Here is a 16,565-nt window from a genome sequence, read left to right as displayed (position 1 = left end):
CGGGCTCAATGGCCTTGGTTTGGGCATTGTTAAAGATCTTTCCTTCCTTGAACTTGCCGTTTTTGTTCATCTCTTTTTCGGCAGTTTTAAAGGCATCCCACCAGTCATAAAGCACTTTTCGCTCGTCGCTGCCGTATTTAGCTATTATCGATTTGCCGTCATTGTGAAACATCGCCTCACTGTCGACCAAGGCAGCGTTGATCATGGCGTTCAAGTCGCCTGAGATCTCAAGCTTCTCGCCATCGGGCGTAACCGTGGCTCCAGAAGCTTGAAACATTTTGGTCAGGCGGACGATCTTTTCTTCGCCTTTGGCTTTCAAAGTGAAAGAAACCTGTTGCCCGGTATAGTCCACCAGCTTTTTCTGAACAACAGGGATGTAATATGACGACTTCTTGGATATCATATTATAGAGGTTGTCCATATAATCCAAGAGATTCTTGCCGGCAAATACCGGCGACATCAGTACTATGAACAAGCCCCAGAAGCCGACAAACAGAACAAGCCCTAAGCTGAATTCCTTTTTATTGGCAATCATGCGTGTGCCTCCTTCCCGTGAGTACTGTGTCCTTCACCTTTTAAAGTTTTAATATTTGAAAAAAACGTCCAAAAAACCCAAAGTGAAAATACCGAAATTACAATAAAGAAGGCATAGATGCCTATATTTTCGAGGAGTTTTCCGGTGTCGGGGTCGAGGGGGATTAACCCCATCTTTGCAAGTTTGACCGGCAAGGCGAAGACCCGGTTGATGAAACCTGCCATAACTGCGGTGGCGTAGAAACCGCAGATCGTCTGGCCAGGAACCACTTTTGTTACCAAGGAGCCGATCTGGATACCGATCAGTGAGCCCAGTAACATTCCCATGGCCAGGGTGTAGAAGATGAAACCATAGATGGCGTACTGGCCAAGTCCAGCGTAACCGGCGGTGAAGATGATTTGGAAGATATCGGTGCCGACTGTGGTGGCGGAAGAAACACCTAACGCGTAGACGAAAATGGGGAAAGTCAGGAAGCCACCGCCGACTCCCATGATGGCGGCTGCCAGGCCGACAAAGGCCCCGGAAAGAATCAGAAACCAAGCTGAAAGCTTACGGCCGCCTGGGACGATGCTTTGATCAAAATGAACCATAGGCGGGATATTCATTCCTTGCAGTTTCTGGGCAAGGCCGGTCATGGTTCCCGCCTTGAATATTTTCTGCTCTTCTTCTGATTTCTGGGCCAGTCCGGCAGCGGCCTTACGGGCTTTAAAGAAGTCCATCAGGGAATAAAATGACAAAAAGCCCAGCATGAAAACGTAGATAGAGGTGATGAAGGCATCACTCATTACCGGATTGGCGTCATAGATGCTGCGGTTGATGGAGCCGCCAAGGGTGGCTCCGCCCATGGATCCCAGGATGAACCACAAGGCCAGGCCGATCGAGATGTTGCCCATCTTGCGGTGCAGGACGCTACCCATGATCGCCTTGGCAAAGATGTGGAAGAGGTCGGTGCCGACAGCAAGGATACCTTTGACGCCGGCGCTCATCAGGGCGGGGGCGATGATGAAACCGCCGCCAGCGCCGATGCAGCCGGTAATCAAACCGGCGCAGATACCGACGCCGATAGAGGCGAAAAAGATGGTTGGGGTATAGAAGGCTGGTGAGTACGCAGTTTTACCGCCGATGAACGAGGGGAGTATGCCGGAGATGTCCTCGGCGTAAGCGACTCCGAACAACATGATCGGCAGGCAGAGCAGTCCTAGGATAACGAGTCGCTTGGGGTCGCGGATGATTCGTTGCGAGGTCTCAATCTCCCAGTGGGCATGGGCCCTCGCTCCCATCATCATGAATTGACCGATCTCTTTGATAATGTTCATTTTCTTTCTTTTCTCCTTGAGGTGTTGTGGTTGGTAACTAAGGTAGATTATTTTTGGCTACGCAGGCATGCTCGCCCACTTAGTCATTTCGCCGTGACATTGGAGTCTTTTCCCTCTAGTTATTCGCTGGTGATGGAGTAAAACTGGAACAAGGGTGGGGGCTGACTCGTTGGTTTAGCTTGGCATGCTCATGTGCTTTTTTATCTGTGCCAGTTCAATCTTTTCTTCTTGGATGCGTTTCTTCGCATAGGCATCCTTGATTTTCTCCAGCAAGGGGTCAAGTTCCATCGGTTTCATTAGATAATCGAAGGCCCCTAACTTCATTCCCTCTATCCCGGATTCAACCGAGGCATGGCCTGTAAGCATGACCACCTCGATAAGTGGCTTGATTCGCTTGATCTCCCTCAATGTTTCGACGCCATCCATGCCGGGCATCTTTACATCCAGCAGTACAACATCAAAGTCACCGGTGTTAATCTTCTCAATAGCTTCTTTGCCGCTACTTGCAGTTTCGCATTGGATGTTTCTTTTTTGCATTCTCTTGGTAGTTGTCTCTAGAAAATCTTGTTCGTCATCTACGATCAACACCTTGAAATTCGTCATATTCATTTCTCCTTTTTTTGTGGTAAAATAAACGTAACTGCCTGGGTTATTATGGTTTTGTAAGGTGAAGCTATTTTTTTAATCCGAGATTACACAGTTTGATAATCGGTAGTTTTAAGGTGAAAATGGCTCCGCCATTTTTTTTGTTTCGTACTTCAATCAAACCTCCTAAGGATTGGGTGATGTTGTAACTGATAGATAAACCTAAGCCCGTTCCTTTTCCCGGTTCTTTTGTGGTAAAGAACGGGTCGAATATATTGTCCATAATTTCAGGGTTGATTCCTGGGCCGGTATCACCGAAATCAACCAGGATGTTCTGCCCATCGACTTTGCTTGTTATGTCTATTGTTCCATGTTTGCTTATGGCATCCATGCTATTGTTTAGAATATTCAGAATAACCTGCTGAATTTGAGCGCCGTCAGTCATGATGGTCGGGATATCATTTTGCAGGTATTTATTGATGGTGATATCACTATTCATTGCCGAGTTTTCAATAAAAGAGATCACCTCTTCAATAAGAAGATTAATATTTACCGATTCCTTTTCAGCTTCGATCTTTCGTGAAAATCCCAGCAGTCTGTGGGTGACGCAGCTGGCTCGTGATACATGTAATTTGATTTTGGCAATAGATTTACGGTATTCACTCAAGTGCATCAACTTTTCGGGATCTTCTTCATCCAGAAGCTCTCCAATCCACCCGGACTGATCTGTGATCAATTGCAGAGGATTGTTTACCTCATGGGCGACACCAGCCGCCATTCTGCCAAGTGACGCCATCTTTTCGACCTGGAGCATTTGGCTGTCAATGCCCGCTCTTTCTCGGTCCGCGACTTCAATTTTGTTAACCATATGCCGAATTATTACGATCGATGCGGCAATGATCATTAGTGAGGCGCCAAGCAGGGTAAAAAGGTCCATGTTGCGTGCATGATAAAACACCTCAAAGACACTTTTGGTTTCTAGTTTGATTAGCAGGAGCCAGTCTCCGTCTTTGAGCCAGTTTGTTACATAGATAAAGTTGTTGATCTCAGTGACTTCAGAGCCAGTATGGTAGCCAAGTAGTTTTTTTTCGTCCTCGGTCAGGCTATCGGTGTTGAACCGGTCGGGAGTTTGCAATTTTCCTGTCCGGTTAACAATAAAGGCATCACCTTTTTCGCCGATCTTGGCGCTTTGTAAGAAACCATTGAGTAGTTCCGAATTGATAGTGGCACGCAATACCCATTTTTTTAGTGGATCTGATACCGCAACCACAAGATGGGGCACACCACGAAAACCGAGAAAAATGTCGCTGATGTGGCTCCCATTAACCATAACTTCTTGGAACCACTCTGCATCGGCATAGTTTTTATCGATAAGTTTTTGCCGATATGGGCCAACATAGGTTACATGCTTTCCGGCTGCATCAATGACTCCCAAATCAACAATGCCACCTTTTGATACTGCAGAAAATATTCTATCTAGTTCATCTTGGTTTGAAAAATCATTGTAGGAATAAAGTTGGATGAGTTGGAGTAACAGTATTTTCTGGTCGTTAATGAAAAGATTAATTACTTCTGTCCTGTCTACTGCAATTCTCTTCAGGCCGTTGGTTGTATCTGTTAAATATGAATTTTGATAAAATTGTGATGAACTCCACGAGATCATCAGTAGCGGAAGTAACGCTATTAAAATAAATGTAATCGAAAACCTTTTTTTTATTCTTGAGTAATATGAACTATTTTTTTTCATTTTCTACTCATAGTTATAGTATTAATATGAATTTCAGTACTCAAGACCATTATGAGAAATAATACTTTTTGTGCACAATGTTAAGTTCATTGAATAAGGGAGTATTTCATCTATTCCACATGCAACAGCTCTATTTTTGTATAGTTCAAGCAATTGGTCAGAGGTTATTGCCACCAGCTTAATTTTATTGAATTCTTCGGTGCTTTTTATTTGGATGCTCATGTTAATGGCATCATTATCGTTTTCTGTCATGTCGAGAAGTACCAAATCAGGATTGAATACCATCAACTTAATCTTTGCGTCCGGTCCGTAGGAGATATGGTCAGTAATGAAATTATTGTTTTCAGTTCTTAAGTTGCCTAGAAATTCAATAAGAAAACTCATGAAAACTTTATTGTCAGAATTTGTATCATAAATGAATAGAATTTTTTTTGTCTTGAAGGGTAAGATAGAATCAGGAATAGGCATGTTGAATTTAACAAAAAAATCGATCATATCAGCGTGATGAACAAATTCTTCTGTGTTATTGGTTGGGTCGGTCTTTAAGCCTCTCTTTTCAATCCACCGTCTCACGCGGTCTGGAGATACTCCGCAGACATTGGCGACTTGGTCTATGCTTAATAGTTTGTTTTTCATAGTATTTTCTGTTGAAAAATTCGATTGTGTTGATGTCTTATTGTTGGGTTAGCATTTATTGTGCCAATCTTGGAGGATGGACTGTGTGGAGATAATTAGTTTGTGATTATGGATAGTTATAAGTAGTGATTGGTGTTTGTGGCTGAGGTCAAGGTGAAGGCATGGCAGGCGCCTATGTGTATATTCGGTGATAGAGAAGTCCAGGATAGTGTTCCGATGCCCGATAGATAGAGGTTTTTGGGGGTGTGTAAATTTGGTGACAAATAAGTGTGGTTATGGTTACTTCAGGTGAAATTTTAATGTGTGAGGTTAATGGTGGGATTAAACCAACTCGAGCCGAATGAAAAATTAGTTGAACTGCTTGAAAAGCAGAAACAGGATCTTGTGGTCCGGATTCTAAAAAAGCATGAAGAGGTCAAAGCAGAGAAGGTTTTTTCAGAACAGATCCTTGCCAATCTTTCAGACCTTTTTTTTGTCATGACGGAAGATTTTGTGGTTGTTAATTCAAATGAAGAGTTTCTCACTCTGCTTGGCTTCTCTTCAGATGATTATGGCAAACTTTGTTTTGATACATTTTTAGCTGACGATGCGTGTAGCTGGATTAAGGAACTTGTTATTGGAGGGGAGTTCAGGAATATTGAGACGGAATTTAAAACTCGTGAAGGGGGAGGCCTTCGAGTCAGTTTGAAAGGTTCCACCTTTATTACCGAATCGGAGCAGGTGCTTCATATGATCATTGCCAAGGACATGAGCGATGCTCATAAGATGATGTCCAGGATTCGAGAAGCTCAGGAGCAGTTGATCCATTCTGGGAGATTGGCCAGTCTTGGCGAGATGGCAGCGGGGATAGGCCATGAGTTGACTCAGCCGTTAAACGCAATTCTGCTTTTTGCTCGAAATTGTGTGAAGAGCCTGGAAGGAACGGCAATCGACAAACTGTTGCTGGAAGATAATCTGCAAATAATTATCGATCGTGTCATTAAGGCATCGTCTATTATCAAAAGTCTAAAAAGTTTCGCACGCAAGGATTCGTCTAATACTTATCCCGTTGAGATTAATTCTATTGTGATGAATATTCTCAAATTTCTCGGTACTCAGCTTGCCCTGTCAGATATTGAGGTCGAACTGGATCTCGATAGCAGTATTCCGCAAACAATTAATCATGAAGTCAGGCTTGAACAGGTTTTTATCAATGTCATTCAAAATGCCGTCCAGTCGATGGGGGATACCCCGGCGCCACATTTGACCATAAAAACCTATCTGGCACAAAATATTGAGCCTGAGACCCTATTGGAGAAAGAGTATATTGTGATCTCCATTCGGGATACCGGCGCTGGAATTTCTTCTGATGCGATGGGCAGGATTTTTGACCCGTTTTTCACTACCAGGGAAGTTGGATCAGGAATGGGTCTTGGCCTGTCCATAGTTGATCGTATCGTCCGCGGCAGCGGCGGTTTTGTTAAAGTAGCAAGCACCCCTGGAAGTGGTTCCTGCTTTTTTATTCACCTGCCTCCTTACAGTAAAGAAGGTGCATGATCCATAAGGATAATCTTTGTATGAAACATGGTAACATTATGGTGGTTGATGATGATTCCTATCTTCTAGCGGCCATTCATCAGACGCTTGTCCTGCACGGTTATGAGGTAGATAGCTTTGATAAACCGGCAGAGGCGCTGGCAGTTCTTGCTTCAGGAAGTTATCTGGCCGTGATTGCTGATATAAAAATGCCGCTTATCGATGGGTTGGAATTCTTGCAGCGGGCCAAGGGTGAATGCCGGGATTTGCCGGTGATTATGATTACCGGGCATGGTGATGTGCATATGGCAGTCAAAGCCATGAAGGAAGGCGCCTACGACTTTCTGGAAAAACCGGTGGACGAGGATGTGCTGCTCGTTTCCCTTGCCCGGGCCGTGGAAAAAATGAAGCTGGTGATGGACAACAGAGGTCTGTGCGAGCAACTGGAACTTGCAAGGGAGAAACGTGATAGGTTTCATGGCCTTATTGGTGCCCATCCATTGATGCGGCGTCTCTACTGCACCATCGAGATTGTGGCAAAAGAAGATGAACCAATCTTGATTGCCGGCGAAACCGGAACGGGGAAAGAGTTGGTGGCGCGGGCGATTCACAATTTGTCAGATCGGTGTGATAAACCATTTGTTGCAGTCAATATGGGTGCAATTCCAGCAGAAATGCTGGAGGCCGAGTTGTTTGGCTACGAAAAAGGCGCCTTTACCGGTGCCGGCCAGACCAAGATCGGCAAATTTGAATTTGCAGGAGAGGGGACCATTTTTCTTGATGAAATTTGCAGTATGCCTGTCAATCTCCAGTCGAAACTGCTGCGTATTCTAGAAGATAGGGCCATTACCAGGTTGGGCGCGAATAATTCTATCCCCGTGCAGGCGCGAATCTTATCAGCGACGAACAGTGTTCTTGCCGATGAGATAGAGACCGGGCGTTTTCGGCAGGATCTGTATTTTCGACTGAATGTGTTGCCGATTACGATGCCACCATTAAAAAAACGGGTGTCGGATATCCCTCTGTTGTTTGATTTTTTCTGTAGAGAGTATGGCAAGGTGGCTGCATCTTTTGATTTGGCGATCATTCGGCAGTTATCTCAGCGAGATTGGCCGGGAAATGTCAGGGAGTTTAAAAATTATGTCAAAAGATTGTGCGTTTACCAGGACGATATCCATGGATCTGCCATCGATGATTCGATGGCAGATCCCATGGTCCATAATGATCATAGGGTTGTCCCTTTGCGGCAAGCAGTGGATGAAGCTGAAAAAAATCATATAATCAATGCCTTGCGTATGCATGGCGGTCATGTGATTGCTGCCCACAAGACCTTGATGATTTCGAGAAAATGTCTGTATGATAAGATTAATAGATATGGAATAGATTTATGTTCTTTTAGAGTAGCTCAGGGTCACGAGCTTGATCAATAGTTAGTGAATTCCATAGGTGGTTATAGTTCAGGATCATGGCCGGACGATCTTGCGACTTACGTTTCGATAGGGTGACAAATTTTTCTGTTGTCAAAAGAGGCCCTTAATGTGATAGAATGTTGAAATTATGTCGGGTCTGGAGCGAGGCGTCTTCGAGGTTATGATGGGGCCAGTGGTCTAATTTATTTTTTCAACAAGGGAAGGTGAACTATGCTGTTCAGGGTGATACAAAAAGATGGGCTGAAACGCCTGTTTGAGTTGCTGGTTGCTGAGAATACGGTGATCGGCCCTGTTGAAATTGGCACCGACCGACATGGTCTGCCGATCCATGGTTTTTCCGAGGTCTTCGACTTCCATGATGTCAGGTTGGATTACAAGACCACCAAACTACCTGCGAAGCAGTATTTTCTGCCCTTTAGAGAAGATCTTGCCACATTTCGATTGTCGGGTAAGGATTGGGATAAGGAAGTTGATTACCACAGCACCAAGCAGCACGTTTTTTTTGGGCTCCATGCCTGTGATATCAACGCGTTGAATAAACTGGACAAGGTATTGCTCGGCGGGGCTTATCCGATGCCCTACTATGCGGCCAAACGGCAGAATATGTTCATCATTGGCATTGATTGCTTGCCTCAGCCCTATTGCTTCTGCCGGTCAATGGGATCTGATACCGCCCTCCATGGTTTCGATATGTTCATTACTGATCTTGGGGGAAGCTATTTTGTTGAAATTTTGTCTGATACTGCCTTCAATCTGCTTAAGCAGGTCGAATCTCGAGAACCGGTCGAGGAGGACCAGGTCAGTTACCAGCAGGTGGTGGCTGATAAGAACAAGAAATTCACTACCCATGTCGACACTACCGATCTGACCAAGATCCTGGACATGGAGTTTCAGTCCGAGGTCTGGAAATACTGGGGCGACAAGTGTCTCTCCTGTGGGACCTGCGCCAATGTCTGCCCTACCTGTTATTGCTACACCGTACACGAGCAGGTGGATGTCGATCTTTCCAGGGCAACCAAGACCAAGATGCTCTATTCCTGTAATTTTATCGATTTTGCCGAGGTCGCGGGCGGGCATAATTTCAGGCCCGAACGACATGGCCGATTGAAGTATCGCTACTATCACAAGCACCGGGGGTTTGTTGAGGCTTATGAGGAGTCACTCTGCGTTGGCTGTGGGCGCTGCGGCGAGTCCTGCCTTGCCGAGATTACTGTGCCGGAAGTGATATCAAGTGTGCGCGGAGGGACGATATAATGGGCAATAAACTTGAATTTGTGCCAATCACCCATGGGCATTACCATCGACGGACCGATCTCGCCGCATTTGAATTTACCTACAAGGCAGAGATTACCAGCATCCACCGGCTAACCGAATATGAAAACCTGTACCGGATTCAGATTATCGATCCTAGAGAACGGGATCAGTTTGACTTCCTCCCCGGACAGTTTTTGATGCTGGAGATTCCCGGTATCGGTGAGGCCCCGTTTTCTATTTCGTCATCTCCTTCGCGGAAGGGGGATGTTGAACTGTGTATCCGACGGGTGGGTAGTCTCACCGATTTTCTGGCCAAAATCGAGCGCGGTACCCAAGTAGGCTTGCGCGGCCCCTTTGGCACCAGTTTCCCCATGGAGAAGATGAACGGCCAGAATATCCTGCTGATCGCAGGTGGTTTGGGTCTTGCCCCCTTACGCGCTCCCATTGCCTATGTTCAGGAGAACCGGAGCCGCTTCAATGCCGTGGATATCATCTATGGCACCAAAGATCCCTCGCAACTGCTGTTCACCTATCAGTATGATATGTGGCGGGCCGATGATTTGAATCTTCATGTGACCGTTGATCATGCTGATGACACCTGGACTGGGCGGACGGGATTGGTTACCAAGATTTTGGAGGAGTTGTTTGCCGAGCGGGGTGATGATTATTTCCAGAACACCTTTGCCATTGTCTGTGGCCCGCCGGTGATGTTCAAGTTTGTCTGTAACATGCTTAACCAGAAAGATATTCCGATGCAGAAGATGTTTGTATCCCTTGAGCGGCGAATGCATTGCGGCATGGGCAAGTGCTGCCGTTGTAATGTCGGGTCGACCTACACCTGCCTGAGCGGGCCGGTTTTTGATTACTGGACCGTACTGAATCTGAAGGAGGCAATCTGATGACCGAGACACCTGTTCAACCGAAAACCTTTCTGGGCGTTCCCGTCTATCGGCCCAAGGTTGCCTTTTTCGAGCTTTCCTCATGTGAGGGGTGCCAGTTACAGATTCTAAACAACGAGGCAACCCTGCTTGATTTCCTCTCTCTGGTGGAGGTGGTCAAGTTCCGCGAAGGGATGAGCGGCGGCACGGACGACTATGAGATTGCCTTTGTCGAGGGCAGCATAACCCGTCCGGATGAGGAAGAGCGGCTCAAGGTAATCCGTAAGAATGCCAAGGTCTTGGTGGCTTTTGGTTCCTGCGCCTGTTTTGGCGGGGTTAATCAGCTGAAAAATCGTTTCAACCTGGATTGGGTGAAGAAAGAGGTGTATGGCGACCATCCGATTGAAACCTCCGAGGTTAAGCCGCTGGATGCGGTGGTGACTGTTGATCTTAAGATTTATGGGTGTCCGGTAAAAAAGGAGGAGGTTGAGCGAATTGTCACGGCGCTAGCCATCGGCAGCGAGATCGTCTACCCCAAATATCCGGTCTGTATGGAGTGCAAGGCTAACGGTAATATCTGCCTCTTTGATGTCGGAGAGCCCTGTCTGGGGCCGATTACCCAAGGAGGTTGCGACGCCTGGTGCCCGAACAGCAGGTCCGGGTGTGGGGGGTGCCGAGGGCCGGCTGCGGACAGTAATGTCGAGCAGTTGATCTGCATCATGGAACAGTATGGGTTCTCGAAAGATACAATCATTGATCGTTTGGAGTGTTTTGGCGGTTTTGCTTCATATGTCGGGCCGCTCCGCAGTGGGCAGAAGCCATAGTGCGGTCATTGACCTTACAGTGGCTAGCAGCGAGCTGCCATAAATGACAGTTCGACCATTCGTAGGATCAGGTCAATTGTTCTCGAGTAATTTTATTATAGGGTGGGAGTAGCGTATGAAGGTCAATTGCGACATCAATGTCCATCATCTTACCAGGGTTGAAGGTCACGGCAATATTAAGATCAGCATTCAGGATGGTGTTTTGCGCCAGGCCACGTGGGAAGTCGTTGAGACGCCAAGGTTTTTTGAGGCGATATTGGTCGGCAAGAAATGGGATAACGCCCCGTGGATCTGTGGTCGCATCTGTGGTATCTGCTCCATCGGCCATACCTTGGCCAGTATCCGAGCGGTGGAAAATGCCTTTCTCATGGTCCCCACCCTCCAAACCACAAGGCTCAGGCTGCTGTTGAAACATATGGAAACATTGCAGAGCCATATCCTCCATCTCTATTTCTTGGCAGCGCCTGATTTTTTGAATATCGGCAGTGTGTTTCCGTTAATCAAATCGAGTCCTGAGGTGGTTGCTCGAGCCGCGGGCCTTAAAAAACTGGCCAATGACATGTGCGATTGTGTTGGAGGCAGGCGTCTGCATCCGACAACGACTGTGGTCGGAGGTTTTACTATGCTGCCGGACCGCAAGGAACTTGCTGTTTTCCGTGAAAGACTGGCTGACTCAATCCCGGGGCTTGTCGCTACTGTCGAGTTATTTAAGACGTTCAGTCTGCCTGATTTTTCTCGGGAGACTGAATTTGTCTCGCTGAAAGGGGCGCAGGATTATCCCTTTATCGGCGGCGATTTGATTTCGACCGATGGGGTAGTGAAGGGTGAGTCGGAATACCGGCAGATGACCAATGAGTACCTGGTGGACCAGTCTACCTCCAAATGGAGTAAACTGTCACGGGAGGCGTTTGCTGTCGGGTCTTTGGCCAGGGTCAATAATAATTTTAAATTCCTCCATCCTTTGGCCCAGGATGTGGCCGCCGAATTCGGTTTGACTCCGGTTAACCATAATCCTTACATGAATAATATCGCTCAATTGGTTGAGTGCGTTCATGTGGTGTATGATTCGATTCAACTCATCGACGAGCTGCTTGGGGTGCCATGGCAGGAGCCGAGGCAGCTGGTCACTCCCAAGGCTGGTGTTGGAGTGGCGGCGGTAGAGGTGCCTAGAGGTATTCTCTACCACAGCTATGATTTTGATGAGGCTGGGCATATTGTTAAGTGCGACTGCATCATACCAACTAGTCAGAATCATGCCAATATTCAATATGATCTGAGCGCACTGGCCGAGAAGTTCGCGGCGGAGGGGATACAGGACCGAGAACTTGAACTGCTGGCTGAGATGCTGGTCAGGGCCTATGACCCGTGTATCTCCTGCTCGGTGCATTGAGAGGAGTCTGCTGGTAATCGATTACAGGGTGCCCTGTGATCGATTACGGTATGGGGCGGGGTTGCTGTTGCATGCGCTGCACTTATTCACCAGCAGACGTAGCTAATCACGAAATTTCAGGCATGTGTTATGAAGTTTCAGGGAACAATTATTACAGAGAGAGTTGTATGGCCCATGTGAAAAAAGGAAGTAAGGTTAAAGTGTATTATACGTGCAAGATGAAGGACGGCACCGTAGTTGAGACCAATATCGGTAAAACCCCGCTCGAATTTGTGGTTGGCAAGGGCAAGATGATTAAGGGATTTGACACTGCCTTGGTTGGTATGGACCTCGGGCAGACTAAGACCGTGGTTTTCAAGCCGGCAGAGGCCTATGGGGCAAAAGATCAGTCCTTGATCTGGACAGTGCCGGTTGCAGAACTCCCGGCCTGGGTTGAGGTGAGACAGGAGGTCGAGCTTGATTTTGTTCGCGCCGATGGGAGTCAGGTTTTTGGTCGAATCGTCAAGATCGATGGCGATCAGGTGGTAATCGATGGTAATCACCCGCTTGCCGGCCGCAACTTGACCTTCGAAATTAAGCTGCATGCCGTCAGTTGACTGGGAACTCAAATTGTTAGCAGAGCTTAGGGGCGCTAAGGCATGACTGAGAAAAAAACTTTTGTGGAACGGTATCAGGAAAAGGACACGCCGTGGGAACTCAATCGGCCCGATCATAATCTGATTGATTTTTTTACTTCGTTTCCCGTGCCGGTTGTTGGCTCGGCGATAGATATCGGCTGCGGGACTGGTAATAATACCATCTGGCTCGCCAGCCATGGCTTTCAGGTCACTGGTTGCGATCTTTCCGACATCGCCCTTGCTCAGGCAGAGGCGAAGGCTGAGTCAGCCAAGGTGACCTGTGCCTTTTTTTGTGGGGATATCATGCGGGATCAGCCGCCTGGCGCACCCTTCGTCTTTGCTTTTGATCGTGGTTGTTTTCACACCTTTGACGCCCTGGTTGACCGAAGCAGGATTGCTGCCCGGGTTGCCGAATTGCTGAGTGACGGCGGTCGCTGGTTGTCCTTGGTTGGCAGCAAGGACGAAGACCGGGGTGACAGGCCCGGTCCACCGCAGCTTTCGGCCGGGGAGGTGCTGTCGGCCATTGAGCCGTATTTTGAGCTTATCTCTATGCGCCGGGGGCATTTTGATGCCAACCAAGCTTCGGGAGGCGCTCTCAACTGGATCTGCCATTTCAGAAAACGGGCCTTGCAGAATTAGCATTGGGTTATCTCCTGACGGCGGATCAAGCCTTGGTGGTTGAACGATTTGCTGTGCTATTCGTTACAAGTCTTAAACCCTGACAATATCTGTCAACGGCTTGAAAAAGTTCAGCTGGTGAAAATCTGGCTGTGTCCCTGAAAGGGGGAAGGCGGCCAGGAATCGTCTTGCTCCCTCCCTGCCGTGAATCGCATAGGCATTGGCTCGGCTGAGGTTGTGCGGCAAGCATGACTGAGGCACATGTGCCGTTGCTCTCCACAATGCGCCATCAATGGTTGTCTGGCAGAAAACCACGATATCCTGGCGTGTCAGAAGTCTCTTCCCAGAAAACAACAAGGCGAGATAATGGCCATGTGGGCCAATTTCCAACTCCAGGTACTCGTCTTTTTCGTTGGCGACAAAAAGTTCCACCACCTCATAATTCCATAATCCGTCAGTCTGCCCCACGGGTTGGTTGGGAGCCGGGTCGCCATGGAAGCGGGCGGTCACCTCGACGTTCATTCCCGATGGGGTCAGGGCAAAGACAACTTTTGCCTGTTCGTCGGCGTCCGCTATCGAACCATCCCATAGTCTATCAATCGGCAGTATCAAATGCTTACTTGAGTTCATTGCTGGTCTCGTACTTTTTGGTGACAGTGAGTTGATGTCGTGGAAGAGGCAAAAAAATATTAATCCTTTGCCGGAAACCATCAAGTTTTTATCGGATTATTATCCAGTTTTTGCCTTTGGTGTTGTTGTTTGCTAAAGATTTTTCCGAAGATTATTCCCTCTTTCATCCTTCCTTGGCCAAGGAAGAGTCGCTATTTGTATAAAAATCACTTAAGTAATGTTCTGAACGGACAAAGCTGAAAGTTAGCGTTAATGTGGCGTAATTTTTGCTGTTTAACAAGGGCAAGTGAAGGTTCTTCCGATTCTTTTTGGGGGATCATTTTGAGCTGTGCTGGTTAACTTTGCTGAATGTAACGAGTAACTACGATACCATGAGACATCGTCCTTTCACAATATCGGCGATCCTGCCGACAGCCGAACAGATTAAACAGGTGCTCGGTCATGAGGTGTCCAAGCTGCCTAGTTTGCCTGTGGTGGCGATCAAGTTGCTCAGGCTTACCAGGGATGATGTCTCAGCAGCTAGTGATCTGGTCCGTCTTATCGAGACAGATCCAGCTATAACCGCCAAGATCTTGAGGATTGTCAACTCGGCTGCCTATGGTTTGCGCCAAAAGATATCGTCGATTAAGCACGCCGTGGTCCTGGTAGGGTTCACGGCTGTCCGGTCTCTGGCCATGGATGTGGTCCTCTACGAGCAACTCATCAGTGGTAAACGGGGTCGTCATGCCTTCAATCGGGTTGACTTTTGGCAGCACTGCCTGACCGTGGCCACTCTCTGCCGTGGGCTGGCCCATAAACTTGGATATCCTGATCCTGAAGAGGCGTATATTGCCGGTCTCCTTCATGATATTGGCAAGGTGGTAGCTGAGACTTACGGTCGGATTACTTACAGTGACTTCCTCGGACGCCTCGATAGCCAGGACGGTCTGCTTGTTGATATTGAAAAAAAGATTATCGGGCTTAGCCATGCCGATATCGGGGCTTTTATCTGTCAGCAATGGGGATTGCCTGATACTGTAGTGCTGGCCATGGTGCTGCATCATCGGCGATTTATTGATCTGCCCCTGAGCCAGGGGCAAAAGATGCTGATCGCCATGGTCTCCCTGGCCAATTTTATCGCCTGGTTGTTGGGGGCGGGGTCGGTGCGGATCGCCCGTAATTCCATTCTGCAGCCTGAGGTGGAGGAGTTGATTCCACTCAAGGAGATTAACCTGCAGGAACTGATAACTTCAGCGAACCGGGAGATCAAGGATATCGCTGAATTTTACGATTTCTCCTTGCCGACAGCGGAGCAGTTTAAGGAGAATCTGCTTTTCTCTAATATTCAGTTGAGTCGGTTCAACACCAATTACTACTATCTGTATGGAGAGTTGCAGGACAAGGTCAAACACCTGACCCAGATCAGGAAGAGTTTGGGGGAGCTACACAAGAGTCTTGATGTGAGGGAAGTCGTGGCGATTACCTTGCAATCAGTAAAGCAGGATTTTGGTTATGATCGTGTCTGTTTCCTGCAGATCGACAGTGGACAGAGAAGTTTGAAAGTGGTTGGGGCAAGCGGTAGTGATCGTATGAAGGAGATGCGTGGCATCGAGATTGAGGTCAGAGCGGAATTTGCGACCCTTCTGGCTTGTCTTCGGGGGAAATCCCCGGCTCTGCTTCATGATGGCAGTTCTATGGATAACCAAGTTCTTAGCCAATTTTCAGCTCATGAAATGGGCATTATTCCAGTGCTGAGTCGTAATACCATTATCGGCGTTCTTGAGGTTGACAATTTTGAGACCCATCGGCCAATTGACCCGGAAGACCTGACAACATTGACGATAATCACTGGCGAGCTTGGTCTTGCTCTGGAGAATGCTCGACGATTTCATGAGGTGTCCACCCTGGCCTATCACGATGGGTTGACCGGGATCCATAACCGTGCTTATCTCAATGTTGTACTGAGCGATTGTTTTAAAAGAGCCCGAAATCGGGAGATTTCTTTGGCAGTGGGCATGGTGGATGTCGATTTCTTCAAGAAATTCAATGATACTTATGGGCATCTTCATGGTGATTCCGTGCTTAAACTCCTGGCCTCGACCATGAAGAAGATTTCGCGACCGATAGATTATGTCGGCCGTTACGGCGGTGAGGAGTTCATGTTTGTCTTGGAATCGACCAACTCGGAGGATGCCTATTACTTTGCGGAAAGGTTGCGTAAGGAGGTTGAGACCTTGGGGCAGCTCTTGGTAAAACGTTTTCCCGAACAAGCGCTGACCGTGTCGATAGGGGTGGCTTCATTTCAGCCTGAGATGTCTTCGGTGAGTGAGGTGATCAGAAAGGCAGACAAAGCGCTCTATCAGGCCAAAGCTGAGGGCAGAAACAAAACAGTGAGCGCTGATCAGGCTTAAGTTGAAGTACAGTCAGATCAAATCTTAAAAACGGGCGGTTATCCTTTATTTAGGGACTTGGAAAATACCAATTTACCTGGATCGCGCCCGGATCTGGGTCAGATTTGGTTGCGCCGATTGAACAAAACCGCAGGCTTAGCAGCGCTACGTCGAGGATTTTGTGATTGAGTCGCGACCAAAGATGGCCCAAAGCCGGGATG

Annotated in this window: 15 protein-coding genes; 9 read left to right on the top strand and 6 right to left on the bottom strand. The window is 47.6% G+C overall.

Annotated features, from left to right (window positions below):
• The 5 genes from FP815_05300 to FP815_05280 all read right to left on the bottom strand — a co-directional run.
• On the bottom strand, positions 1-535 hold a 535-nt coding region (locus FP815_05300), incomplete at its 3' end, for a hypothetical protein (protein ID MBA3014353.1).
• A complete protein-coding gene (locus FP815_05295; protein MBA3014352.1) occupies positions 532-1,851 on the bottom strand; it encodes a sulfite exporter TauE/SafE family protein in 1,320 nt (439 codons plus the stop codon). The genes FP815_05300 and FP815_05295, both read right to left, overlap by 4 nt.
• A 174-nt stretch (positions 1,852-2,025) precedes the next feature.
• Positions 2,026-2,454, bottom strand: a complete 429-nt coding sequence (locus FP815_05290; protein MBA3014351.1) for a response regulator — start codon at positions 2,452-2,454, stop codon at positions 2,026-2,028.
• A 70-nt stretch (positions 2,455-2,524) separates the two neighbouring features.
• Positions 2,525-4,183, bottom strand: coding sequence for a hypothetical protein (locus tag FP815_05285; GenBank protein ID MBA3014350.1), 1,659 nt, complete (start codon positions 4,181-4,183; stop codon positions 2,525-2,527).
• Between the two features lie 33 nt (positions 4,184-4,216).
• A complete protein-coding gene (locus FP815_05280; protein MBA3014349.1) occupies positions 4,217-4,819 on the bottom strand; it encodes a helix-turn-helix domain-containing protein in 603 nt (200 codons plus the stop codon).
• A gap of 312 nt (positions 4,820-5,131) precedes the next feature.
• Here FP815_05280 and FP815_05275 point away from each other — a divergent pair, with 312 nt between their 5' ends.
• The 8 genes from FP815_05275 (at position 5,132) to FP815_05240 (ending at position 13,366) form a co-directional block, all read left to right on the top strand.
• Positions 5,132-6,355 (top strand): PAS domain-containing protein, encoded by a 1,224-nt coding sequence (locus FP815_05275; protein ID MBA3014348.1) that lies wholly within the window; start codon positions 5,132-5,134, stop codon positions 6,353-6,355.
• Positions 6,352-7,764, top strand: coding sequence for a sigma-54-dependent Fis family transcriptional regulator (locus FP815_05270; GenBank protein ID MBA3014347.1), 1,413 nt, complete (start codon positions 6,352-6,354; stop codon positions 7,762-7,764). The genes FP815_05275 and FP815_05270 overlap by 4 nt, the downstream gene beginning before the upstream one ends.
• 210 nt (positions 7,765-7,974) lie before the next feature.
• Complete coding sequence (locus FP815_05265; GenBank protein ID MBA3014346.1) at positions 7,975-9,018, top strand: hydrogenase; 1,044 nt, start codon at positions 7,975-7,977, stop codon at positions 9,016-9,018.
• Entirely contained in the window at positions 9,018-9,917 is a 900-nt protein-coding gene (locus tag FP815_05260) for an oxidoreductase (protein ID MBA3014345.1), read from the top strand. The genes FP815_05265 and FP815_05260 overlap by 1 nt, the downstream gene beginning before the upstream one ends.
• The gene (locus FP815_05255) at positions 9,917-10,720 is read left to right on the top strand and encodes an NADH:ubiquinone oxidoreductase (GenBank protein ID MBA3014344.1); all 804 of its coding nucleotides are present in this window, start codon (positions 9,917-9,919) and stop codon (positions 10,718-10,720) included. The genes FP815_05260 and FP815_05255 overlap by 1 nt, the downstream gene beginning before the upstream one ends.
• Positions 10,721-10,835: 115 nt before the next feature.
• Positions 10,836-12,110, top strand: a complete 1,275-nt coding sequence (locus FP815_05250; GenBank protein ID MBA3014343.1) for a Ni/Fe hydrogenase subunit alpha — start codon at positions 10,836-10,838, stop codon at positions 12,108-12,110.
• A 35-nt stretch (positions 12,111-12,145) separates the two neighbouring features.
• Positions 12,146-12,706 carry a peptidylprolyl isomerase gene (locus FP815_05245; GenBank protein ID MBA3014342.1) on the top strand — a complete coding sequence of 187 codons (561 nt, stop codon included), beginning with the start codon at positions 12,146-12,148 and terminating at the stop codon, positions 12,704-12,706.
• Between the two features lie 42 nt (positions 12,707-12,748).
• The gene (locus FP815_05240) at positions 12,749-13,366 is read left to right on the top strand and encodes a class I SAM-dependent methyltransferase (GenBank protein MBA3014341.1); all 618 of its coding nucleotides are present in this window, start codon (positions 12,749-12,751) and stop codon (positions 13,364-13,366) included.
• A 72-nt stretch (positions 13,367-13,438) separates the two neighbouring features.
• Here FP815_05240 and FP815_05235 read toward each other — a convergent pair whose 3' ends face one another.
• A complete protein-coding gene (locus FP815_05235; protein MBA3014340.1) occupies positions 13,439-13,975 on the bottom strand; it encodes a hypothetical protein in 537 nt (178 codons plus the stop codon).
• 371 nt (positions 13,976-14,346) lie between these two features.
• Between FP815_05235 and FP815_05230 the strand changes: the two genes are divergently transcribed.
• Positions 14,347-16,365 (top strand): HDOD domain-containing protein, encoded by a 2,019-nt coding sequence (locus tag FP815_05230; protein MBA3014339.1) that lies wholly within the window; start codon positions 14,347-14,349, stop codon positions 16,363-16,365.
• Positions 16,366-16,565 lie beyond the last annotated feature (200 nt).

The organism is Desulfobulbaceae bacterium (assembly GCA_013792005.1).
In the GTDB taxonomy this organism is placed as follows: domain Bacteria; phylum Desulfobacterota; class Desulfobulbia; order Desulfobulbales; family VMSU01; genus VMSU01.
Note: the sequence above shows the minus strand (reverse complement) of the source record. Positions and strands in the feature narration are given on the sequence as shown.

What these genes read in the sequence shown, in the direction of transcription:
- FP815_05295 (MBA3014352.1), bottom strand. Translation starts at nt 1,851, where the DNA reads ATGAACATTATCAAAGAGATCGGTCAATTCATGATGATGGGAGCGAGG.
- FP815_05290 (MBA3014351.1), bottom strand. Translation starts at nt 2,454, where the DNA reads ATGACGAATTTCAAGGTGTTGATCGTAGATGACGAACAAGATTTTCTA.
- FP815_05285 (MBA3014350.1), bottom strand. Translation starts at nt 4,183, where the DNA reads ATGAAAAAAAATAGTTCATATTACTCAAGAATAAAAAAAAGGTTTTCG.
- FP815_05280 (MBA3014349.1), bottom strand. Translation starts at nt 4,819, where the DNA reads ATGAAAAACAAACTATTAAGCATAGACCAAGTCGCCAATGTCTGCGGA.
- FP815_05275 (MBA3014348.1), top strand. Translation starts at nt 5,132, where the DNA reads ATGGTGGGATTAAACCAACTCGAGCCGAATGAAAAATTAGTTGAACTG.
- FP815_05270 (MBA3014347.1), top strand. Translation starts at nt 6,352, where the DNA reads ATGATCCATAAGGATAATCTTTGTATGAAACATGGTAACATTATGGTG.
- FP815_05265 (MBA3014346.1), top strand. Translation starts at nt 7,975, where the DNA reads ATGCTGTTCAGGGTGATACAAAAAGATGGGCTGAAACGCCTGTTTGAG.
- FP815_05260 (MBA3014345.1), top strand. Translation starts at nt 9,018, where the DNA reads ATGGGCAATAAACTTGAATTTGTGCCAATCACCCATGGGCATTACCAT.
- FP815_05255 (MBA3014344.1), top strand. Translation starts at nt 9,917, where the DNA reads ATGACCGAGACACCTGTTCAACCGAAAACCTTTCTGGGCGTTCCCGTC.
- FP815_05250 (MBA3014343.1), top strand. Translation starts at nt 10,836, where the DNA reads ATGAAGGTCAATTGCGACATCAATGTCCATCATCTTACCAGGGTTGAA.
- FP815_05240 (MBA3014341.1), top strand. Translation starts at nt 12,749, where the DNA reads ATGACTGAGAAAAAAACTTTTGTGGAACGGTATCAGGAAAAGGACACG.
- FP815_05235 (MBA3014340.1), bottom strand. Translation starts at nt 13,975, where the DNA reads ATGAACTCAAGTAAGCATTTGATACTGCCGATTGATAGACTATGGGAT.
- FP815_05230 (MBA3014339.1), top strand. Translation starts at nt 14,347, where the DNA reads ATGAGACATCGTCCTTTCACAATATCGGCGATCCTGCCGACAGCCGAA.